This is a genomic window from Glutamicibacter bergerei (assembly GCF_054495185.1).
Map to the genome: position 1 here is coordinate 1,982,162 of NZ_CM137131.1, position 21,181 is coordinate 2,003,342.

The following is a 21,181-nucleotide window of genomic DNA, read 5'->3' on the forward strand; positions in this document are numbered from 1 at the left end:
GTTTATTAAGATTCTACGTTTGGGTGGGCGCGGTCCCACTCGGCTTGTGCAGCGGCTCGGCGTTTGTCTTCAACGTCCATTTCGCCACCCTTCTTCAGCGCGTACCACCAGCACAGGCCAAAGAAGACCGACAGGTAGAACATGTCTACCAGGATGAAGCCAGTCAGGAAGAACAGCACCTGAAGGATCCAGCCGATTAAGTAGCCGGCAGGCTTACGCAATAGCGCGCAGGTGACGATGCACAGTACTGCCATCGCGGCACCCAGGCTAAGCACTACCGCAGGTTCCGCGCGCTTGAGCCCGAAAGCTGCCAGGGTGACAAAGATGGCGAGAAACGCCTCACAGGTCAACACCGTGGAAGCAAACATCACCTTGGTGGATCGGGGCTTCTTTTTCATCCCCGGACGCCACTCGCGCTGTGCCTTAGTTAGCTTGGCCATTAGGAGCTCTGCCCTCCCTTGAGCAGTAGTGAGATTTCGCCCACCAGTGTAATCGAACCAGTGACAAGTACGCCGCCGGCCAGGTCGTCTCCGGATTCGGCGCGTCCCACGCACCACTCCACCGCGTCTTCAAGATTTTCGGTGACGTGTAGGTCTTCCTCTGGCCACCCAGCCTCGATAGCCATGGTGGACAGTTCGCCAGCAGGAATTGCGCGTGGTGAAGAGGACTGGGTCAAGCAAAGGTCATCAACCAGATCACCGTACTCTTCACGCATGGTGTAAAGCATCGCTTCGGCGTCCTTTTCCTGCAGGATGCCGACCATGAGCACCAAGCGGGAGAAGCCGAAGGATTCTTTGATTGCTTCCGCGCTGGCTTTAATACCATCGGGATTGTGTCCGGCATCAACCAAGATGCTCGGTGCACTGCGCACCAGCTCTAGTCGGCCCGGGCTGGTGGTGGCGGCAAAGCCATCACGGACAAGTTCCACGTTGAGTTCGCGTTCGCCACCTCCGAGGAAAGCTTCAACGGCAGCCAGTGCAACGACAGCGTTCTGTGCTTGGTGTGCACCGTATAGCGGCAGGTAGATCTCGTCGTAACGACCCGCCTGCCCCTCTATGGACAATACCTGTCCGCCAACGCCCATGGTGCGGTCAATGAGTTTGAAGTCCCTGGTTTCAAAGGCCATGGGAACTTCCAGTTCACGCACCTTAGAAACCAATACCTCGGCCGCGTCTTCTGGTTGCCGTGCGGAGACTAGGTAACCGCCTGGCTTAAGAATTCCAACCTTTTCTTCGGCGATGAGCTCGGTGGTATCCCCCAGCAAATCGGTATGATCCAACGAAATCGGGGTGAACACGGACACTTGGGCATCTGCCACATTAGTCGCGTCGGTAATTCCGCCAAGGCCTACCTCCAACACAACAACTTCCACCGGTACCTCGGCGAAAATCGCGAAGGCGAGGATGGTCACCGCTTCGAAGTAGGTCAGCCGATTCTCTGATTGCTCGGCAAGTTCCGCGTCGACTAGGTCCAGAAACGGGGCTATCTCATCCCAGACGCGCACGAACGTCTCGTCATCAACTGGTTCCCCGTCAATGCTGATTCGTTCGGTGACCTTCAGCAGATGTGGCGAGGAGTAGCGTCCGGTACGGATATCGTGTGCCTGCAGCAGCGACTCGATCATGCGTGCGGTGGAAGTTTTTCCGTTGGTACCGGTGATGTGTATAACCGGCGCAGCCTTTTGCGGCTCCCCCAAGATTTCCATGGCACGAAACATCGGGTCCATGCGTGGTTCGATCTTGTTTTCTGGCGCGCGAGCCAGTAACTGGGCGTAGACGCGCTCTAGATCACTCATACGGTGCGCTCCACTTCAATTTTCGTTTCAACCTGCGACTCATCAATGACCAGGTCCAAGACGTCGGTCAAGGTTTCACTGCTGATCAGTTCGCGGTTGCTTTCCAACGCTTCAACGGTCTGCGCGGTAGCGGTGATGACCGTACGAATACGATCCGAAACCTGCAGGTCTGCTTCCTTGCGGGCCGACTGGATGGCGCGAACCATATCGCGGGCGGTACCTTCGGCAGCAAGTTCCGCGGTGACCTCGGTATCCAATACCAAGAAGCCTCCGTCGATGACGGCTGCCGCAATTTCGGCCGCCTCATCAACTACGGTGTCCAAGGTGTATTCACCCTCGGCCAGTTCTAGGCCTCCAGCGGTGACCACGCCAGCGGTCACCGACCAGTCCCCGGACTTAGCGCCCTTGATAGCTTGCTGGACGTTCTTGCCCAAGCGTGGACCGGCAGCACGAGCATTGACCACCAGCTGCTGGCTGATGCCATAACTTGCGGTGTCCACTCCGGCAGCATCGATCAGGGTGACTGACTTCAGGTTCAGTTCGTCCTTGATGATCGAAGCGTAGGTGCCTTCTAGACGCGCTGCGTCGGTGAGTACTACCTTCAGCTCTGCCAGTGGCAAGCGTACGCGCAGGTTTTTGGCCTTACGCAGTGAGGAGCCTACAGAGCAGATCTTTCGGGTGGTGTCCATGGTTTCCAGCAACACCGTATCGGCTGGGAAATCATTGGCATCTGGCCAGTCGGTCAGGTGCACCGAGCGTTCCCCGGTCAGCCCGCGGAAGATTTCTTCGCTGGCCAGTGGCAACAGCGATGCCGAAACCTTCACGAGGGTTTCCAACGCGGTGTACAGCGTGTCGAAGGCCTGAGTATCTTCGTCGAAGAAGCGCTGGCGCGAACGGCGCACGTACCAGTTGGTCAGCGTGTCCATGTAGTGACGAACAGCTTCGGTAGCATCCGATACTTCATAGGAGTCCAGTGCTTCGGTGACTTCGCGAACGAGTTCTCCGGTGGCCGCGAGCATGTACTGATCCAGTGGGTCAGTAGAGCTGGTTGAACGCTTAGCTTCGTAGCCGGCTCCGTTATTCGCGGAGTTGGTGTACAGGTTGAAGAAGTGCCAGACGTTCCATAGGGGCAGCAGGACTTGACGCACGCCATCGCGGATACCCTGCTCGGTCACTACCAGATTGCCACCACGCAGAATTGGTGAGGCCATCAGGAACCAACGCATCGCGTCGGAACCGTCGCGGTCCAAAACTTCGTTGACGTTCGGGTAGTTCTGCAACGACTTGGACATCTTCTGCCCGTCGGATCCGAGCACAATGCCATGGGAGATGACGTTGGTGTAGGCCGGGCGGTCAAACAGTGCGGTGGACAGCACGTGCATGGTGTAGAACCAACCACGAGTCTGGCCAATGTACTCCACGATGAAATCTGCTGGGTGGTGACCTGAGTCGAACCACTGACCGTTTTCAAATGGGTAGTGGACCTGTGCGTAAGGCATGGAACCTGAGTCGAACCAGACATCAAGCACGTCTTCAACGCGTGAGAGAGTGCCGCCTACGGCGCAACCCTCGTGAGCCTTGGTCAGCTCATCGATGAATGGTCGGTGCAGGTCTGGCTGTCCTTCATGATTCAGCGGAAGGCGTCCGAAGAAGTTCTTGATCTCTTCAAGCGAGCCAAAGACCTCGCGGTGGGTACACTCAACGCCCGAGCATTCCCATACTGGGATTGGCGAACCCCAGTAGCGGTTGCGTGAGATGGACCAGTCGCGGGCGTTTTCCAGCCACTTACCGAACTGGCCGTGCTTCACGTTGCCTGGGATCCAGTTGATCTGCTCATTGAGCTCGACCATCCGGTCCTTGATCTTGGTGACTTCCACGTACCACGAGGAGATGGCGCGGTAGATCAGTGGCGTACGGCAGCGCCAGCAGTGTGGGTAGGAGTGCTCATAGGAAGCCTGCTTAACCAAGCGGGCGTCTTCCTTCAGTACGTTCGTGATGGTTTTGTTAGCGTCGAAAACCTGCACGCCGGCGATGTCGTTCAGTGGGCCGCCAGCAAACAGTGGAAGGAACTTCGCACCCTCGTCTATCGAGAGCACTACCGGGATGCCGTGTGCTTCACAGACCTGCTGGTCGTCTTCGCCGTAAGCCGGGGCCTGGTGCACGATACCGGTACCGTCACCCACGGTGACGTAGTCAGCGGTAACAATCTGCCAAGCGTTTTCGGTACCGTATTTTTCGGTATCGGTAAAGGTGTCCCACAGTGGTTCGTAGCGGACCCCCGCAAGTTCGGAGCCTTGGAAACTCGCGGTGATCGCCGAGGCGGCTTCCTTCGCGTCTTTGTAGCCAAGATCTTTTGCATAGGAGCCAAGTAGGTCTTTGGCCAGCAAGAATGGTCCGGCGGCAGCGGAAGCCTTCACACCGGCCTCACCTGCAGGCACAACAACGTATTCGATCGCTGGGTGCACGGCCAGGGCCGCGTTAGTCGGCAGGGTCCAAGGGGTCGTCGTCCAGGCCAATGCCTGAACGCCGGCAAGTTCCTTGGAAACTTCAGTTTCCCCGGCAAGAATCGTGAAGCCGACGGTGACCGTCTGGTCCTGGCGGTTCTTGTACACGTCGTCGTCCATGCGCAGCTCGTGGTTGGACAGCGGGGTTTCGTCTTTCCAGCAGTAAGGCAGGACGCGGAAGCCCTGGTAGGTCAGGCCCTTGTCCGAAAGCTGCTTGAAGGCCCAGATGACCGATTCCATGAACTCAACGTTCAGGGTCTTGTAGTCATTTTCGAAGTCAACCCAACGTGCTTGGCGGTTGACGTATTGCTTCCACTCATCGGCGTATTTCATCACCGAGGTGCGGCAAGCATCGTTGAACTTGTCGATACCCATCGACTCGATCTGCTGCTTGTCGGTCATGCCCAGCTGCTTCATGGCTTCCAGCTCGGCTGGCAATCCGTGGGTATCCCAGCCGAAGCGGCGTTCTACGCGTTTGCCACGCTGGGTCTGGTAGCGGGCCACCAGGTCCTTGACGTAGCCGGTGAGCAGGTGGCCGTAGTGCGGCAGGCCGTTAGCGAAAGGAGGACCATCGTAGAAGACGAACTCTTCACCCTCACGCTGGTCAATGGAGGCCTGGAAGGTGCCGTCATTCTTCCAGTATTCGAGGACTCGCTTCTCAATTTCTGGGAAACGCGGTGAGGCCGGGGTTGAACCGGTCGGGTCGGTAGTGACCTTTGGGTAGAAGCTCATCGAAATGGCCATCCTTCAAGCGTAGGGTCAAAAAATCTTGCCTACGAGGACGACACTTGGCCGCGGTACCACCCCGCTTATTTCCCACCGTGATGCTCACGCAAAAAGTGAAAAACCGCTTCTCATCAGCTATGACGGGCTGGTCCCGCTTGGTTCTACTGGATCATGTGCAAAGCTGCACCTTGATTCTTCTTCCAAGGACTCCCCGGTGATATCCGGATCAATGTCTTACATCTACCAGTCTAGCGCGTCTTGACGACGCTGAAAACTCAATCCAGCCTCATGAAAGCCGGATCACTTCCGCGGAAATTATTCGGGCTACAGCCTGCACGCTTCGCCAGTGTCTTCCGGCGCGGAACTCGGCGCCGTGCAACAGATCCTGATGGCCGAAAATGAGTAGTTCCCACGTCATCCGGTGTCTGGTCAGCGCGGGTTCAAGGAAGAATTATTAGGTCCTTCATTTTCAGAATATAGCCTGCTGGGGCCCTTGCCGCAAGGCCCCCAGCAGGGCTCACAATGGGTTCTTGCCTCTTGATTACCCGCAAACACAGACCGGAGCTACAGCGGATGAGTACCGATCCCTTGCCCAGCTACTTCCAGCTATCAGATTCCTTGGAGGACCCACAGATTTACACGGCAGTTGAAGAAGACCAAGAACATCTTTGCCGCATCGCCCAACGATTGACCACTCAACGCCACGAGGTCACTGAGCGCCTAGCCAGGCGGGGCCAAGACCGAGCGGGGATCTTGCAGCAGTCTCTGGAACGAGACGTGGACTTAAATCAATTAGCCCGCCGCTTGCACGCGCTGGATCGGATGGGACCAGATGCCTGCTTGGGCTTCATGGTCAATGCCGCCACCGGGGCACGCACCTACGTGGGCAGAGTCGGACTCGCTGATGAAAACTCTGGCCAACTGCTGGTCGATTGGCGGGCCCCGGCCGCCGAGCCGTTTTTCGCTGCGACGCATGCACATCCGCTGAACCTGACCAGTCGTCGCCGCTACCGTTGGAGGCAGGGGAAAGTTGTCGATTTCTGGGATGAAGTTTTTGACCTGGCGCAACTGGCCGCAAGCCCATCTTTGGATGAGCATTCCTCATTCTTGGCTTCGCTCGGCGCCAATCGTGCGGGAAAAATGCAGGACGTGCTCTCAACCATCCAGGCAGACCAAGACGCCATCATCCGCAGTTCGGCCAAGGGTGCGTTAGTGGTTGATGGCGGTCCCGGAACTGGGAAAACGGTAGTTGCCTTACACCGCGCCGCCTATTTGCTGCACGCCGACGCCCCGCTGCCCAGTGGCCGCGGACGGGTATTGGTACTCGGCCCGCATGCGGCCTACACCGCCTATGTCTCGGACATTCTGCCCAACCTCGGCGAGGAAGAAGTACTGGTCAGCACCTTGCAGAATTTGGTTCCTGAAGTTCACGGTGCGGATTTTGAAGAGTCCTGCTCTGTGGCGAAGCTGAAATCCTCTAGGCGGATGCTCGAAGTTGTGCAACGTGCCGTGACGGTATTCCAGCAACCACCGGCTCAAGATCTAGAGATTGAGACTAGCTGGGCAGATGTGAGTGTGACGGTACAGCAGTGGATGAATGCCGTGGCATCGGTAGAGCCAGGAACCAACCACAACGAATCCAGATCCCAGATTCGGGATGCACTTGAGCAGATCTTGATCGATCAGCTGCCGAAGGACTGTGCCCCTGCGGCACAGATCCATGCGGAGTTAGCCCGCAATCCACAGTTAGCGCAAGCATTCGAGGACCACTGGCCCATACTAGATCCGCAAAAACTGCTGCGTGCCTTGTATTCCATCCCGACGTTGCTGCGCTTCAGTGCACCGTGGTTCGCCAATTCGGAGCTAGAGAGCCTGCTGCGCGAACAACAAAGCGCCTTCACCATCGAAGACGGCCCGTTGCTGGATGCGGCCCGGCATCTGGTCGGTGAGCCCGATGTTGAAATAGCCAGACACCGCCGCGAGAGTGTGCTTGCCGCAGAGCGAGAGATGATGCTTCGAGTCATCGGCGATCTGGTCGCCGCGGCCGATGACACCGAAGACCTGTCATCGCAGCTACGCAATGAGGATCTCCAAGAAAAACTCGTCCAACAGCGCACGGATGTCGAATCATCCGCCGATGTTCTCGCCGGCCCTTTTGCGCATGTCATTATCGATGAAGCGCAAGATCTCACTGATGCCCAATGGGCCATGGTGTTACGGCGTTGCCCGTCTGGAAGCCTGACCATTGTCGGAGACAGAGCCCAGGCCGCCAGCGGATTCACCGAGTCCTGGGAGGAACGGTTGGGTCGGGCCGGCATTACCCACTGCCGGGTGTCGGCACTCGGGGTGAATTACCGCACCACGCAGCAGATCATGGATGCGGCCGCCACCGTCATACGCCAAGAATTACCGGATGCTAACGTCCCTAGGTCAATTCGTACCGACGGTGCCCAGGTCATTTACGCAAACCCCAACCAGCAGACCGAACTATTGGAGCAGTGGCTGGGCGAAAATCCCTTGGGCGTTGGCGTGGTCATTGGCGACCCGGCATTTGCCGCGACGCAAAGGATCCGCTCGCTCAGTCCGGCACAGTCAAAAGGCCTCGAATTCGATCTGGTCATTCTGAACCGGCCAGAAAGATTCGGCAAGGGAATCGCGGGAGCGGTGCACAGGTATGTTGCGATGACACGTGCTACCGCACTGCTCGTAGTGCTTTCCGACGAGCCGCGTTAGCCGGCAGAACGTGTTCACCGGGCAACGGATAATCAACTCCATTGCCCGGCGAACGGTCCTGAACCGGCGACTAGTTGGCGAAAGTATCGGCCAGCTTATCTTTTGCCGTCCACAACGCCACCGAATCTCCACCGTTGTTCAGCACACTCGCAGTGCCGCCGTTGTAGTACGCCTGTGCAGAGTTAGTCCCCGGGCCGGTGTAGACCCGCAGCTCTTGGCCTGGCTGCAGCGAATACCCTTCACCGATGGACAGCACGTTATTGCCGGCATCCCGAATCAGGTATCCCGATACGTCAATCGTGCGCTTGGACTTGTTGGCCAGCACCACATGTTCACCGGTCTCGGCTTGAACGTCATTGCCCGGGACATCGTTGACCGAGTCTGTGATCAGCACACCGTTGTTCGAGGGGAAGACTTTCTGGCCCTTCAGGTGACGGTGGATCTGTGCGGGGAAATCACCGGTCAAGCGCTCCACGCCAAGGTCCAAAGAAGCCTCGGCGGCCTGCACAGAATTGACGGTGTAGACCCCTAGACCCAGTCCGGCAGCTTTCACGCGCTCGGATCCGGCAGCGTCAAGGGTGCGGTAGCTAGTACCGAAGGAATCTGCGTAGCTGGCAATTTCTTCCAGTTCCGCAGCACTCGGCACGGATCCAAGCAGTTGCTGCAGCGGTACCTCTGGAGCGAGCGCGGCGAATCGTTTGTTCGAGGCTGCATCAAAGCTGAGAACCTCGATTTTTCCTCCCGCTTCCAGTGCGCTCCACTGCGGATCGGTTTTAAGGTAATCGGCCACAACCTGTTCTACCCCAGGGGACTTCGCCGGCGACTTGATCTCGATGAACACTCCCGTTTCGCCGGTCAGTGCATCAGCCACATCGTCAAAGTGCGGGATCTTTTCGCCTGCGAACTGCGCTGAGAAATACGAACCAACATCCAGGCGCTGAAGCTCATCCCAGGTGAACGAGGTAATCGGGTCATTCTCACGGCCCGGGAAAACCTCAGCCACGTTGCTGGTGCGTGCGGGAGTCTCGTCGTGGAAAATGAACGGCACGCCGTCTGCCGAGAGCTGGATGTCAATCTCCACAAACCCTGCTCCAGAGCGGCTTCCGGCTTCAATGGCCGAAATCGTGTTTTCCGGCGCGACGCCTGCGGCACCACGATGACCTATCAAGATCGTCTCACCGCTGTGCTTCGGAGTGTCTGCCAGTACCGGGCTTACTGCGGTGGCGGCTAAACAGGCGGTCAAGGCGCCCACTGCTAGGGAACGGAATTTCATTTCTTCAATATCCTTTGTCTTGAGAATGCTTCGCGATTCACCTTTCCCGATGGAAACAACTCGATCTCAAACACAAGATGAAGCAGAGCTAAAGTCTTGTTCAGTCCCCCGCCACGTCATCAAAGGTCCACACGCAACGCCATTGGGGCAAATGCTTTCGATAGAGTCAGACTCATGAGTTTTAGACCATGGGCAGGCAAGTCATGAACATGCCCGGCGAAGCCACCGTGCCACTGTCCGGAACATCGAAGTTTTCACCGAAAGCCGCACAACAACGAGCACTCTCGGTACGAGCTCTGCGCTGGGGCCAACACTTGATTACGGCGGTTCTGCTCCTTGTCGCGCTGCTTCGGGCAGCATCGACCGCAGCATCCAGTCTCTGGTTAGCCATCGCCGCGGCAGGACTTTTTGCTCTGTGGTACCTCTTCGGATTCTTGATTCTCCGTTCCAAGGGAAGTACCCGGCTACCGGGATATTGGCTCGCCGTGCTCGTTGCCATCTGGGCGCTCGGAATGAGCGCCTCACCGGAATTCATGTGGGTTGCCTTTAGCCTCTGGCTGCTCATAGGCCACCAATTAGCTTTAGGGCTTTCCATTGTCTGGTCCGCGGCTGTATATGTGCTCACCGTTGTGGCGCCTTTCCTGCACAATGGTGAAACCACAGTCTCCGGAGTAGTTGGCCCACTGGTCGGTGGCACCTTCGCTTGGGGCATCTCCCGCGGATATTTACAGCTCGAGCGCGATATTGCCGAACGCAACGAGCTTGTCTCCTCGCTCTTGCGCGCGCATCACGAAATGGCTGACCTCCAAGAGGAACTGGCGCGCTCCCAGCATGAAGCCGGAGCACTGGCCGAACGTACCCGAGTGGCCAGAGAAATCCATGACACCATCGCGCAACAGCTCTCTTCCATTGGGCTCCATGCCAAAGCTGCCCTCCACACGCAGCAAACTGGCCAAGCAACCAACGCCTTGGAAAGAATCGAAGAGCTCTCCGGGCAAGGGCTCTCGGACCTGCGCAGGATCATTGCCGCCATGTCCCCGAGCGAATTAGATTCCCAAGCGCTCGCCGGAGCACTGCGGCGTATGCTCGAAGACTTTGAAAAGGACTGTGCGGTCTCCAGCGAGCTACGGGTGGATGCCGACCTTCCAGTGCTGGATCCCGGAATCCAGGTGGCCCTGCTACGCACCGCCCAGTCGGCGCTTGCGAACGTGCGCCGCCACGCGCAGGCCACCCGCACGGTAGGGTAGTCTCGTTGGCAGATACCGGGGATGCCATCAGATTGGATATCGTTGATGACGGCATTGGATTCAGCCTTGCACATTGGCAATCCAACGTGGGAAAGAACTTGGAATCCGGTGGATTCGGTTTACCAGCCATGCGCCAGCGCTTACGCGAATTAGGCGGAGGACTAGACATTGAAAGTACGCTGGGCGAAGGTACCGCATTGTCGGCCTATGTCCCACTGAAGAACCCTGAGGCCGGAAATTGATTAACCTTATGCTGGTTGACGACCACCCAATCGTGCGCACCGGATTGCGCGCACTCTTTGAAAACTATGAAGACATTTCCGTACTCAGCGAAGCTGGCAGCGGTGAAGAAGCAGTGGAGCTAGCCTCCCGAACCGCGGTAGATGTGGTCTTATGCGACCTCCGGCTGGGAGATGGCATGAATGGTGTGGCTACTACCGCGGCACTTCGCACTTTACCCAAGCCGCCCCAAGTGCTCATTTTGACCACCTTCGACAAGGATGCCGAGATCCTACAGTGCATCGAGGCGGGAGCCGCGGGCTACTTGCTCAAGGATGTCGCCTCCCAAACGATCATCGATTCGGTCCGCCAGGCGGCTGCCGGGCACACGGTGCTAGCCCCGGAGATGGCCCAACGTGTAGTAGCCGGGTTGCGCAAACCAAAAATTGCCTTGACCAGCCGTGAAGCAGAAGTATTAAAACACTTAGCCACGGGACTGAGTAACCGCGAAATAGCCCGGACACTGTTTGTCTCAGAGGCGACCGTGAAGACTCACTTGGTGCATATTTTTGACAAGCTGCAGGCTCCTACACGCACCGCCGCGGTGCAGGCTGCACGCAACCACGGACTAATTTAGCAGCCCGCTCCTAGTAGGCGTATCAACCGAAGGGTTGAGATCGAGTTCGAACGCTTTCACGATTTGCTAAACCTCAATTTGGCATTGACTAGAAGTATGAAATCTCCAGTTCTCACATCGATAGCGAATTCGCTCACCTCACGTCGCGGTGCACGCCTCTGGCTTCTCGGGGCGCTCGCCGTCATCCTTGCCGTTTTCGGTCTGCTCAGTTCCATTCCGGCAGCCGAACGCAGCACCAGTTCATTAGTCGCAGGCTCTGACTCAGCCACAGTGGCCAAGCTTCTCGAACAAATCCCCGATTCCGGTAAAGAGTCAGCATTACTCGTTGCCGGACACCCCGATCAGCAACAGCTGAGCAACACAGACCTCGCAGGACTAAACAACCTGTCCAGCAAGCTCAGCAATGAACTAAATGTCGAGATTTCCAAGCCGCTAGTCAGCGAGGACGGCAAGCTTTCTTTGCTGACCGCCTCCTGGGACAGCGCAGGCACCGACGCTGACCGTGCGATGGTCACTGATCTGCGTGAGCAGATCAGCACCGATGCAAACGCCGGGATACTCATCGAGGTTTCCGGAGCACCAGCCTTTGGGCTGGATTTGTCGGCAACCTTCGCCGGAGCAGACTTCACCTTGTTGGCAGTGACCATCGGCATCGTGGCGGTACTGTTGATTCTCACCTACCGCTCGCCGATTCTCTGGCTAATTCCCTTGGCTGTCGTTGGGCTAGCAGATCGCAGTGCGAGCCTCATCGCTAACGCACTCAGCGAGCCTTTCAACCTACACTTTGATTCCGGTGTGCTCAGCGTCCTGGTCTTCGGCGCCGGCACCAACTATGCACTATTGCTCATTTCCCGCTACCGTGATGAGCTACACCAGCACACCGATCACCGAGCTGCTCTTGCTAGCGCCTGGCGCAACAGCTTTGAAGCGATTGTTTCCTCAAACTTGACCGTAGTCTTGGCGCTGGCCACGATGGCCCTGGCCGTTATGGAGGACACCCGCGGCTTGGGTATTGTCTGCGCTGTAGGCCTACTGATCGCTGCCGGGTTCAACTTGTTCGTACTGACCCCAGTGATGGCACTGTGTGGCCGAAAAGTTTTCTGGCCGCTAGTTCCCCGCCCGGATCATGAAACTGCTAAACGTTCCATCTGGGGTAAAGCCGCAGCAGCGGTCATCAAGCGTCCGGTAGTCAACCTGAGCGCACTGGTACTCATTCTTGGCATCTTGGCATCCGCGCTAGGTGCTACCAGCGTGGGACTACGCCAAACCGAACAGTTCCGTACGTCCACCGAATCGACTTCGGCGGCCCAACGGCTGGCCGAGCACTTCCCCGTCGGAGAGACCGCGCCCATCACCGTCCTTGCTTCCCCTGGTACCGGCGAAGCGGTCACTACCGCAGCTAAAGCTGTCCACGGAGTAGAACGCGCGACACAATTGCCAGCACTGCCAGACAGCGGATCTGACCGCATCATGATAATCGGCAACAGCGAATCAGGTTCTCCGGAAAGCTTCGAACTGATCAAGTCACTGCGAACCGAGTTCGAGCAGGTTCCCGGCGCTGAGGCCCTCGTTGGCGGAACCATTGCCGAAGCCTACGACTCGCACCAAAGCCACCTGCGTGACTTCCTGGTCATTGCGCCACTGATCTTGCTGGTCTGCCTCATCATGCTGTGGATTGTCACCGGAAAGTTCCGCACCGCCTTACTGCTCTCGTTGACGAACTTGCTCAGTGCCGCCGCCGCGGTGGGCTTGGGATCCCTAATCGGATCCATGGTTTTTGACACCTCTGCTCTGGACGTTCAGGTTCCGCTACTTGCCTTCGTCTTCCTTGTCGCCCTCGGCGTTGACTACACGATCTTCCTGACACAGAGAGTCAAACAAGATGCCCTTCGCATGCCTCTGGCGGATGCAATCATCAATGCCACCAGCCGGACCGGAACGGTCATCACCAGCGCAGGCGTGGTCTTGGCAGGAGTGTTTGCGGCTTTGTCCAGTCTGCCGCTGATGGTCTTGGGGCAGCTTGGTCTGATCGTTGGTCTCGGAGTACTTATGGACACGTTCGTCGTACGCACCTTGCTACTGCCGGCGTTGTTCATCTTGTTGGGCCGCACAAAATCTCCGGTCTTCGGATACCGCGGCAACAGCAACACCAAAGAAAATTCTTCAAACACCAAACTCATTGAAAGTGAAACTCATGCGTAAGCTCATCAACATCGCCTTTGCCTACATGCTCGTAGGCGTCGCCTCCGGACTGTTCTTCCGCGAATTCACCAAGATGAACGATTTCCCCGAAGGTGGTTGGACCCAGCTTTCGGTAGTCCATACACACCTGCTGGTCCTTGGTTTCATCGTCACCTTGCTGGTGTTACTGCTGGAGAAGGCATTCAACCTTAGCTCCCACCGCAAGCTCTACGCATGGTTCATGGGCACATACCATGCCGGTGTCATCATCACCGCGGGAATGCAGCTCACCCACGGAATGCTCACGGTGTTGGACATTGAATCCTCTGCCATGATCTCCGGAATCGCAGGCCTTGGCCACATGGCATTGACCGCTGGAATGATCTTGCTGTTCATCATGTTGCGTCGCAGCGTTCCGGCCAGCATGAAGAACGACCAGGCTCAGAAGCTCGGCGTCTAAGCTTCAGTCAGATACACCTGTGGGGAAGTGCTTCGGCTCTTCCCCACAGGTGTATCTGCTCAGAAATCAATCGCGATCGCATCGCGCTAGTCAGCCCGATACCGGTGATTAGCTTCCGCGCAGACGGGATTCAATGTGTGCAAGCCCAATAGGAGGCGCCCGATTGCGGATGTCTACAGATCAGTGGTCTCCTTGGCTCGACAACGTATTCAGTTGATGGGATTAAAGGAAAATGGCGCCCGATGATCTGAAGATCAACGGGCGCCAGTTATTCCTGAACCTGTCTTTTTGCTTACAGGCTCTTAGCTAATTTTTTTGCTCGTGCAAACTCCAGCATTTCTTCGCGCTCAACTAGCTTGATGCGGTCGCGGGTGATCTCACCGAAGCGGGTCGACACGGTACCGGCTTCGGCACCCAGAGCCTTTTCTTGCTCGTCCAGGCTCATCCAGCCATCCCAGTCGGCGTAGTCCACGCCACGGGACTCCAGCAGCTCTTCGATGCTCTGGTTCGAGGACGGAACCGGCAGGTTCGCCAAGTCTTCAAGCAGGTGGTTGATGGTCTCCAAGGCGTCACCCTTGGTGTGGCCAATTAGTCCGATAGGGCCACGCTTGATCCAACCGGTCGCGTACAAACCATCGATGTGGGTGCCTTCAGCGTTCAAGACTCGGCCTTCAACGTTTGGCAAGACACCGCGGTTTCCGTCGTATTCGATGTTGTCTACGGCAGAACCGAAGTAGCCAACTGCACGGTATACGGCCTGTACTGGATACTCGGTAAATTCACCGGTGCCCTTCACATTTCCGGTGCCGTCTAGTTCGTTGCGTTCAAGCTTCAGACCGGTGACCTTGCCGTCTTCACCGAGCACCTCAACCGGGGTCTGCAGGAAGTGCAGATGCAGTCGACGTGAAGCACTTGCGGTTTCCTCGGTCTCTTCCTGTTCAATCAACCAGTTGGTCAGGGTCGAGACCATGGTCTTCGTTTGGTTGCTGGTGCGGATTGCTTCTTCCGAACCTTCGTCGAAGTCAAAGTCCTCTTCGTACAAGACGATGTCTACATCTTTGGAATGCGATAGTTCGCGAAGCTCCAGCGGGGTGAACTTCACCTGTGCGGGGCCACGGCGGCCGAAGATATGTACATCGGTGACCGCGGAGCCGTTCAGCTGCTCATATACGTGAGCTGGAATTTCGGTCTCTAGCAGCTGGTCAGCATGTTTGGAGAGAATACGAGCGACGTCCAAAGCTACGTTGCCATTACCGATCACTGCTACTTCAGTGGCGGAAAGGTCCCAATCCTTCGCGGCATCCGGATGCGCGTCGTACCAAGATACAAAGTCTGCGCCACCGTGAGAGCCGGTAAGTTCAATGCCTGGGATGTTCAGGTCGGCGTCTTTTTGGGCACCTGTCGCGATAATGACCGCGTCATAGCGCTCGTGTAATTCGTCAAGGGTGATGTCCCGGCCCAGTCCAACGTTTCCGTAGAAGTTGATCCAGTCGTTGTTCAGCACCTTATGCAGGGCATTGATAATGCCCTTAATGCGTGGGTGGTCCGGGGATACGCCGTAACGGATCAGGCCGAACGGGGTAGGTAGCTCATCGAAGAGATCTACCTTCAGCGATAGTTCGCCAGAAGAAACCGGCTCGCTCTTATTGAGCATGTCCGCGGCGTAGATACCTGCGGGACCGGCACCGACAATGGCAACGCGCAGGGCGCGGGAGGTCAAATGTTCAGGTACGTGAACTTCACTCATCAAACAACATCTACTTTCTTAGTCAGCGAATGAGACCGACGCTGTGACGTCGACCGTGTCCAGCGGCTGAAGCTCAACCAACTGGGTTGAAGCTTCAGGTGCCAGACGTACAACGTCACCAATTACGATGACGGCCGGATTCGCCACGGCGGCCTTACGGGCGCGCACTACAATCTCCTCTAGCGTACCGATAGTTGTCCGCTGCGTCTGTGAGTAACCTCGCTCCACTATCCCAATTGGCGTACTAAACGGTAAACCCCGGGTAAGTAATGTCTCAACAATTTGTGCCAAATTCGACACCCCCATGAGCACTACCAGGGTGTGGTCGGCGCGTAGCGGAACATCGCTAAGATCCTCATGCCCACTAATGACGGTAAAACCGGCGGCGACTCCTCGGTGGGTTACCGGAATCCCGGCTGCGGCCGGCACGGAAATGGAACTAGTAATTCCGGGAATTACACGCGTAGCGATCCCATGTTCCGCGGCGAAGATCATTTCTTCGCCACCACGCCCTAGCACGAAGGGATCCCCACCTTTTAAGCGGACCACGTCCAGACCCTGAGAAGCATATTTGACTAGGAGATCATTGATCTCATCCTGTGTTTTTACGTGGCAACCCGGCGCCTTTCCCACATCAATAACTTTAACTTCGGGACGCAGCTCCTCCAGCAATGCAATGGGTCCAAGTCGGTCCGCAAGCACCACATCCGCGGCAAGCAGAGCCTTGTAGCCAGCAACCGTGATCAACTCAGGATCACCCGGCCCGCCTCCAATGAGCGTAATTTTTCCTTTAGACATTTTTTCCTCCAGTGCGGTTAATGCCCCTGTCGCGCAAAAGCTTGCGTTCCACGGGTGCAAAACATAAAAGTTCAATCAAGACGCCAACCAGCAAAATAACAAGTATGACTAAGATCACTAACGGTAAATCTGCGAGGTCCCGTCCACGTTGCAGCAACGAGCCCACACCAAGGGCGAGCGACCCGCCCACCGCAATCAATTCGGCGGCCATTAGGGAGCGCCAGGCGAAGGCCCAGCCTTGACGTAACCCGGCCACATAGCCTGGTAGCGCAGCAGGCAGTTCAACATGCCAAATATGCTGGCGCTTATCTGCGCCCAAGACTTGGGATAGCGCCCGGTACTGGTGCGGGATCAGGTCAATGCCAGAAAGCAGTCCATTGATAATCGAGGGCACCGCACCAAGGAGGAGCACCATGTAGATGGTTGCGTTGCTCAGCCCAAACAAGATGATCGCAGCCGGTACCCATGCGATGGATGGAAGTACCTGCATCGCTGAAATCAGCGGCCCTAGTCCCTTACGCAGTAAGGGTTGGTGCGCCAGCAGTAACGCGATGGGGGTTGCGATCAGCACAGCTAGCAAAAATCCGGACAGCGCCCTAAAAAGTGAGGTTCCTACGGCACCGAGTAGTGATCCGTTGTCCAACATCTCGGGCAGCTTGGCCACGATGGCGCCGGGCCCCGGGAATAGGTCTGAACGGATGGGAACAGCCCAGGAAGCAATCTGCCACAGGCTCAGGAGCACGATGACGGTGATGACCGGCGCAAGGACCGAATCAAGTGAAGTCTTTGGCAGCCGTAACTTGTCGGCCTTGACCGTCGGTTCGCTAGCCTGCTGCGCTAGTGCGCTCATGTTTTCGTTGCTCCTTTCTGAGGATTGTTGTCAGTTCGTCGGCCAAAGCCGCCGCTTGGGCTGGATCGTTTCGCAGTTGCGCCGAAATCCGTCGGGTTTCAAGGATTCGTCCCGGGTGGGAGGACAACACCAAAATACGTCCGGCGAGCCGAATCGCTTCGCGTACATTGTGGGTGACGAAGATGATGGTTTTGCCCGTCTGTTGCCAGAGGCTGCGTAACTCTTCATGCAACATGTCGCGGGTAATCGCATCAAGCGCCGCGAAGGGCTCGTCCATCAGCAGCACCTGACGGTCTTGAGCCAAGGATCTAGCCAAGGCCACTCTTTGGCGCATCCCCCCGGAGAGCTCATGAGGTTTTTTCTGTCCTGCATGCCCCAACTGAACTAGGTTGAGCAACTGCGCTACACGCGCATCGCGTAAGTCGGCCGGGTATCCCCCAAGTTTTAATGCGAGCGAAATATTATCGGCCGCGCTCAGCCACGGAAGCAGGTTTGCATCTTGGAACATGAAGGCCGCCCCATCCTGTGGAACTTCAAGCCACCCGGAGGTGGGCTGCAACAGCCCGGCAATCATGTTCAGCAACGAAGATTTACCACATCCTGAAGCACCAAGAATGGCAACAAACTCGCCATCGTCAATCTGTGCGGTGAGCGAATCGATCACCAGATCGGTTCCTGGATAGCTCAGTGAGACTTCGTGAAGTTCTACTCCCATGGACGTTGTCCAATCCATTGGTCGTTCACGATGTTTGTTACCTCGCCAGGCTCTCCAATACCCACCGCGGACTGATGCGCGACCAGAGTTTTGAAGGTATCTTCCAGCGGGATCTCATCGAAGCTCACCTGGCCCAGCGCCAAATTGATTACCTCGTCAGAGAGGCTACTTCCGTTGATCTTGTTCAAGGCCGCTTGTACTGCACTGAGCCGTTCAGCGGCGCTAACCGAGTTGAGCCAATGAATAGACTGCGCATTGGCTGCCACAAGTTTCGCGACGCTCTGTGGGTGTTCGGCCAAGAAATCCTGGCTGACGACTAATACCGTGGTGGGGAACTTGCCTTTGGGCCACAACGACGATTCATTGATCAACCGGTGAGCCTCGTGTTCCTTAACCAACAAAGAAGCGTGAGGTTCCGGCAACCAGGCCCCGTCGATAGCTTGACGAGCAAATAGTTGCGGCACCGTACCGTTTGAACTTGGGGTCACAGTCACCTGCTCGCCCAGTCCTTGGTCCAAGAGGTAATGACGCAACGCCACGTCCTGAGTTCCACCGAATTGCGGCGTTGCCAGCTCGGTTCCCGGCAAATCTTCAACGCTTCTAATGTCCTTGGAGACCACTAAACTCGCTCCCCCATTGGTCACCCCTGCCACGATTTTTAATGACTTTCCCGCGCTGGATAGGTAGCTGGTCAATGCCGGTGACGGGCCAAGGTAAGCCGCGTCCAGTGCCCCACTATTTAGCGCTTCGATTGCTGCCGGACCAGCGTTGAAAATTTGGGTTTCCAACTGTGTATTGTCACTTTTTAGGGCGGATTCTAGAAAGCCCTGGTGGTCCGCAATGAGCGCCGGAGCATGGGTGACGTTGGCAAAATATCCCAGACGAAGTTCCTTCGCGGCACTTGACGCCGAGACCTGAGCCTTCGCCTCACCCAGGGGCGGAACAAACGCGGTACCCACGGCAAAAATTGCCAAGAACCCCACGATCCACAGAGCCGCCCTGCGTGCCCGAGAGTTAGTAGCTTCCGCAGTAGAGGTGAACCGCTGTCGTCTTGGAGTTTCTCGCTCAAGCGGCGGCATTCTGGGCCTCAATAATTCCTGCAGCTAAAGTGGCTCCGCTATTGGGGTCAATTAGTAAGAAGGAACCTGCGGTACGTGAATTTTGGTACTCGTCCACGGCCAGAGCCGCGGAGCTACGAACCGTGATGCGTGCCAAATCATTGAGCTGCAATTCGGTGGCCGCACTACGGGAGAAATCAACCACATTGATCACGTGATCAAGGCTTTGAACCTTCGCCCGAGCAACCTTGGTGCCGTGTTTAATGAGCACCAGCTGACCGGCGGTGATCTTGTTCGGGGACAGTACACAAATATTCGCTTCGATCTGACGAACCGGCACCTCGGGCTCCCCCGCAATGATGGTGTCGCCGCGGGCAATGTCGATCTCACCGGTTAGTTCCACAAGCACCGCTTCTCCAGCTAGCGCCGTGGTCACTTCGCCGTGCGAGTTGCGAATGGACTTGATGGTGCTGGTTGCTGGCTGCCCGTTGGAGATAATCTGGACGGTGTCGCCCACACTCAACTCTCCGTCGGCTAGCGTGCCGGAGTAACCGCGGAAGTCGCGATATTGTTCTGCATCAAGTCCAGGAGCCAATGCACCCTGTGGACGGATGACATACTGCACGTCAAGACGGGCAGTCCCTTGTCCACGTTCGGGTTCAAAGGCTTCCAGTAATCCGAGCAACGTTGGCCCGGCATACCAGTCACTATGCGCCGAGGCATCAACTATGTTGTCGCCATTCAACGCCGACACGGGAATGACTGCGGTGCGCTTGATGCCCAATTCGGCAGTGATATCCAGAATTTGCGTTTCAATTTCGCTGAAGCGTTGCTCTTTCCAATCCACGAGGTCCATCTTGTTCACGGCTACTACCAGTTGCGGCACCCGCAGTAGGGAAAGCACGCCAAGGTGGCGGCGGGTTTGTTCCAGTACTCCGTGTCGCGCGTCCACCAGCACAATCGCTGCGTCTGCGGTTGAGGCGCCGGTGACAGTATTGCGGGTGTACTGCACATGCCCCGGGCAGTCGGCCAGAATGAAGGAGCGGTTGGCGGTGGAGAAATACCGGTAGGCCACGTCGATGGTGATGCCTTGTTCGCGTTCGGCGCGTAGTCCGTCGGTGACCAACGCCAGATCCAGCGCCGGGGTTTCACCGCCAAAACCACGTTCAGCGCTGGTGCGCGCAATGTCATCTAGCGAGTCGGCGAGAATTGCTTTGGCGTCGTGGAGCAGCCGTCCGACAAGCGTTGATTTTCCGTCGTCTACCGAGCCAGCGGTGGCGATACGTAACAGTGTGGTGGTCATTTTAGAAGTACCCTTCGGTCTTGCGGTCTTCCATTCCAGCCGCTGAAATTCGGTCGTCGGCGCGGGTGGCGCCGCGTTCGGTTACGGTAGCCAAGGCCAACTCGTCCAGTACCTTCGGTACGGTGTCGGCGGCCGAGAGCACCGCACCGGTGCAGCTGGCGTCTCCTACGGTCCGATAGCGCACCTGGCGAATGCTGACGATTTCTCCCTGGGCCGGCAGCGAGACGCCGGTGACCGCTCGCCACATACCGTCTCGTTCAAAGACCTGGCGCTTGTGGGCAAAGTAGATTGGCGGTAACTCGATTTGTTCTTGGTTGATGTACGCCCAGATATCGCGTTCGGTCCAGTTGGAGATCGGGAAGGCGCGGACGTGCCCACCGGGTGCGTGGCGCCCGTTGTAGAGATTCCAGATTTCCGGGCGTTGGTTACGTGGATCCCAGACTCCGAATTCATCGCGCAGCGATAAGATGCGTTCCTTGGCCCGGGCTTTGTCTTCATCGCGGCGGGCCCCACCGAAGACCACATCGAAGCGGTTGGCCTCGATGGTGTCTAATAGCACCCGGGTTTGCAAACGGTTTCGGGTGCCATCTGGCAGTTCTGTCAGCTCCCCGCGGTCGATATATTCCTGTACCGAACCAACTACGAGGTTCAGCCCGTAGCGAGCCACGACCTGGTCGCGGAATTTCAGTACCTCGCCGAAGTTGTGGCCGGTATCGATATGCACTACAGGAATCGGCACACGGGCCGGAAACACTGCTTTAGCCAGCAGGTGTAGTACTACCACCGAGTCTTTACCTCCGGAAAAGAGCAAACCGGGATTATCGAATTCGGCGAGCACTTCACGGATGATGTGAATTGATTCGGCTTCGAGCTCGTCGAGGACGCTGCGCCGTGCTTGGCTGGGTGCATTGACTGTGATGGTCATTTGCTTCTCT

Annotated in this window: 17 protein-coding genes; 6 read left to right on the forward strand and 11 right to left on the reverse strand. The window is 57.0% G+C overall.

Annotated features, from left to right (window positions below; all coding sequences use genetic code 11):
- Positions 1 to 5: 5 nt before the first annotated feature.
- Genes ACX5K5_RS09160 through ileS form a run of 3 tightly spaced genes read right to left on the reverse strand, consistent with a single transcriptional unit; the run spans position 6 to position 5,031 of the window.
- A complete protein-coding gene (locus ACX5K5_RS09160; RefSeq protein WP_096254647.1) occupies positions 6 to 440 on the reverse strand; it encodes a DUF4233 domain-containing protein in 435 nt (144 codons plus the stop codon).
- Positions 440 to 1,795, reverse strand: a complete 1,356-nt coding sequence (locus ACX5K5_RS09165) for a bifunctional folylpolyglutamate synthase/dihydrofolate synthase (RefSeq protein ID WP_096254646.1) — start codon at positions 1,793 to 1,795, stop codon at positions 440 to 442. Before ACX5K5_RS09165 ends, ACX5K5_RS09160 begins: the two co-directional genes overlap by 1 nt.
- The gene (gene ileS / locus ACX5K5_RS09170) at positions 1,792 to 5,031 is read right to left on the reverse strand and encodes an isoleucine--tRNA ligase (RefSeq protein ID WP_459174318.1); all 3,240 of its coding nucleotides are present in this window, start codon (positions 5,029 to 5,031) and stop codon (positions 1,792 to 1,794) included. The genes ACX5K5_RS09165 and ileS overlap by 4 nt, the downstream gene beginning before the upstream one ends.
- A gap of 567 nt (positions 5,032 to 5,598) precedes the next feature.
- Between ileS and helR the strand changes: the two genes are divergently transcribed.
- The gene (gene helR, locus ACX5K5_RS09175) at positions 5,599 to 7,758 is read left to right on the forward strand and encodes an RNA polymerase recycling motor ATPase HelR (protein WP_459174319.1); all 2,160 of its coding nucleotides are present in this window, start codon (positions 5,599 to 5,601) and stop codon (positions 7,756 to 7,758) included.
- Positions 7,759 to 7,828: 70 nt separating this feature from the next.
- Here the strand turns inward: helR and ACX5K5_RS09180 are convergent, their stop codons facing one another.
- Positions 7,829 to 9,031: a glycerophosphodiester phosphodiesterase family protein gene (locus tag ACX5K5_RS09180; protein WP_459174320.1), complete on the reverse strand. Its 1,203-nt coding sequence runs from the start codon at positions 9,029 to 9,031 to the stop codon at positions 7,829 to 7,831.
- Positions 9,032 to 9,219: 188 nt separating this feature from the next.
- Between ACX5K5_RS09180 and ACX5K5_RS09185 the strand changes: the two genes are divergently transcribed.
- The 5 genes from ACX5K5_RS09185 (at position 9,220) to ACX5K5_RS09205 (ending at position 13,775) form a co-directional block, all read left to right on the forward strand.
- Positions 9,220 to 10,278 carry a sensor histidine kinase gene (locus tag ACX5K5_RS09185; RefSeq protein ID WP_459174321.1) on the forward strand — a complete coding sequence of 353 codons (1,059 nt, stop codon included), beginning with the start codon at positions 9,220 to 9,222 and terminating at the stop codon, positions 10,276 to 10,278.
- Positions 10,279 to 10,283: 5 nt separating this feature from the next.
- Entirely contained in the window at positions 10,284 to 10,520 is a 237-nt protein-coding gene (locus ACX5K5_RS09190; RefSeq protein WP_459174322.1) for an ATP-binding protein, read from the forward strand.
- Positions 10,517 to 11,134: a response regulator gene (locus ACX5K5_RS09195; RefSeq protein ID WP_441663990.1), complete on the forward strand. Its 618-nt coding sequence runs from the start codon at positions 10,517 to 10,519 to the stop codon at positions 11,132 to 11,134. The genes ACX5K5_RS09190 and ACX5K5_RS09195 overlap by 4 nt, the downstream gene beginning before the upstream one ends.
- A gap of 96 nt (positions 11,135 to 11,230) precedes the next feature.
- Entirely contained in the window at positions 11,231 to 13,336 is a 2,106-nt protein-coding gene (locus tag ACX5K5_RS09200) for an MMPL family transporter (RefSeq protein WP_459174323.1), read from the forward strand.
- The gene (locus ACX5K5_RS09205; RefSeq protein ID WP_096254640.1) at positions 13,329 to 13,775 is read left to right on the forward strand and encodes a DUF2871 domain-containing protein; all 447 of its coding nucleotides are present in this window, start codon (positions 13,329 to 13,331) and stop codon (positions 13,773 to 13,775) included. Before ACX5K5_RS09200 ends, ACX5K5_RS09205 begins: the two co-directional genes overlap by 8 nt.
- Before the next feature lie 292 nt (positions 13,776 to 14,067).
- Here ACX5K5_RS09205 and ACX5K5_RS09210 read toward each other — a convergent pair whose 3' ends face one another.
- The 7 genes from ACX5K5_RS09210 to cysD all read right to left on the reverse strand — a co-directional run bounded on the left by ACX5K5_RS09210 (position 14,068) and on the right by cysD (position 21,171).
- A complete protein-coding gene (locus tag ACX5K5_RS09210; protein ID WP_096254639.1) occupies positions 14,068 to 15,522 on the reverse strand; it encodes an FAD-dependent oxidoreductase in 1,455 nt (484 codons plus the stop codon).
- An 18-nt stretch (positions 15,523 to 15,540) separates the two neighbouring features.
- Complete coding sequence (gene cobA, locus ACX5K5_RS09215) at positions 15,541 to 16,320, reverse strand: uroporphyrinogen-III C-methyltransferase (RefSeq protein WP_096254638.1); 780 nt, start codon at positions 16,318 to 16,320, stop codon at positions 15,541 to 15,543.
- Positions 16,313 to 17,170 carry an ABC transporter permease gene (locus ACX5K5_RS09220; RefSeq protein WP_096254637.1) on the reverse strand — a complete coding sequence of 286 codons (858 nt, stop codon included), beginning with the start codon at positions 17,168 to 17,170 and terminating at the stop codon, positions 16,313 to 16,315. Before ACX5K5_RS09220 ends, cobA begins: the two co-directional genes overlap by 8 nt.
- The gene (locus ACX5K5_RS09225) at positions 17,145 to 17,885 is read right to left on the reverse strand and encodes an ABC transporter ATP-binding protein (protein ID WP_459174324.1); all 741 of its coding nucleotides are present in this window, start codon (positions 17,883 to 17,885) and stop codon (positions 17,145 to 17,147) included. The genes ACX5K5_RS09220 and ACX5K5_RS09225 overlap by 26 nt, the downstream gene beginning before the upstream one ends.
- Positions 17,876 to 18,859, reverse strand: a complete 984-nt coding sequence (locus ACX5K5_RS09230; protein ID WP_443449562.1) for an ABC transporter substrate-binding protein — start codon at positions 18,857 to 18,859, stop codon at positions 17,876 to 17,878. Before ACX5K5_RS09230 ends, ACX5K5_RS09225 begins: the two co-directional genes overlap by 10 nt.
- 91 nt (positions 18,860 to 18,950) lie before the next feature.
- Complete coding sequence (locus ACX5K5_RS09235; RefSeq protein WP_096254634.1) at positions 18,951 to 20,246, reverse strand: sulfate adenylyltransferase subunit CysN; 1,296 nt, start codon at positions 20,244 to 20,246, stop codon at positions 18,951 to 18,953.
- Between the two features lies 1 nt (position 20,247).
- A complete protein-coding gene (gene cysD, locus ACX5K5_RS09240) occupies positions 20,248 to 21,171 on the reverse strand; it encodes a sulfate adenylyltransferase subunit CysD (protein ID WP_096254633.1) in 924 nt (307 codons plus the stop codon).
- Positions 21,172 to 21,181 lie beyond the last annotated feature (10 nt).

Coding starts and splice junctions, on each gene's coding strand:
- ACX5K5_RS09160 (WP_096254647.1), bottom strand. CDS start 440: ATGGCCAAGCTAACTAAGGCACAGCGCGAGTGGCGTCCGGGGATGAAA.
- ACX5K5_RS09165 (WP_096254646.1), bottom strand. CDS start 1,795: ATGAGTGATCTAGAGCGCGTCTACGCCCAGTTACTGGCTCGCGCGCCA.
- ileS (WP_459174318.1), bottom strand. CDS start 5,031: ATGAGCTTCTACCCAAAGGTCACTACCGACCCGACCGGTTCAACCCCG.
- helR (WP_459174319.1), top strand. CDS start 5,599: ATGAGTACCGATCCCTTGCCCAGCTACTTCCAGCTATCAGATTCCTTG.
- ACX5K5_RS09180 (WP_459174320.1), bottom strand. CDS start 9,031: ATGAAATTCCGTTCCCTAGCAGTGGGCGCCTTGACCGCCTGTTTAGCC.
- ACX5K5_RS09185 (WP_459174321.1), top strand. CDS start 9,220: ATGGGCAGGCAAGTCATGAACATGCCCGGCGAAGCCACCGTGCCACTG.
- ACX5K5_RS09200 (WP_459174323.1), top strand. CDS start 11,231: ATGAAATCTCCAGTTCTCACATCGATAGCGAATTCGCTCACCTCACGT.
- ACX5K5_RS09205 (WP_096254640.1), top strand. CDS start 13,329: ATGCGTAAGCTCATCAACATCGCCTTTGCCTACATGCTCGTAGGCGTC.
- ACX5K5_RS09210 (WP_096254639.1), bottom strand. CDS start 15,522: ATGAGTGAAGTTCACGTACCTGAACATTTGACCTCCCGCGCCCTGCGC.
- cobA (WP_096254638.1), bottom strand. CDS start 16,320: ATGTCTAAAGGAAAAATTACGCTCATTGGAGGCGGGCCGGGTGATCCT.
- ACX5K5_RS09220 (WP_096254637.1), bottom strand. CDS start 17,170: ATGAGCGCACTAGCGCAGCAGGCTAGCGAACCGACGGTCAAGGCCGAC.
- ACX5K5_RS09225 (WP_459174324.1), bottom strand. CDS start 17,885: ATGGGAGTAGAACTTCACGAAGTCTCACTGAGCTATCCAGGAACCGAT.
- ACX5K5_RS09235 (WP_096254634.1), bottom strand. CDS start 20,246: ATGACCACCACACTGTTACGTATCGCCACCGCTGGCTCGGTAGACGAC.
- cysD (WP_096254633.1), bottom strand. CDS start 21,171: ATGACCATCACAGTCAATGCACCCAGCCAAGCACGGCGCAGCGTCCTC.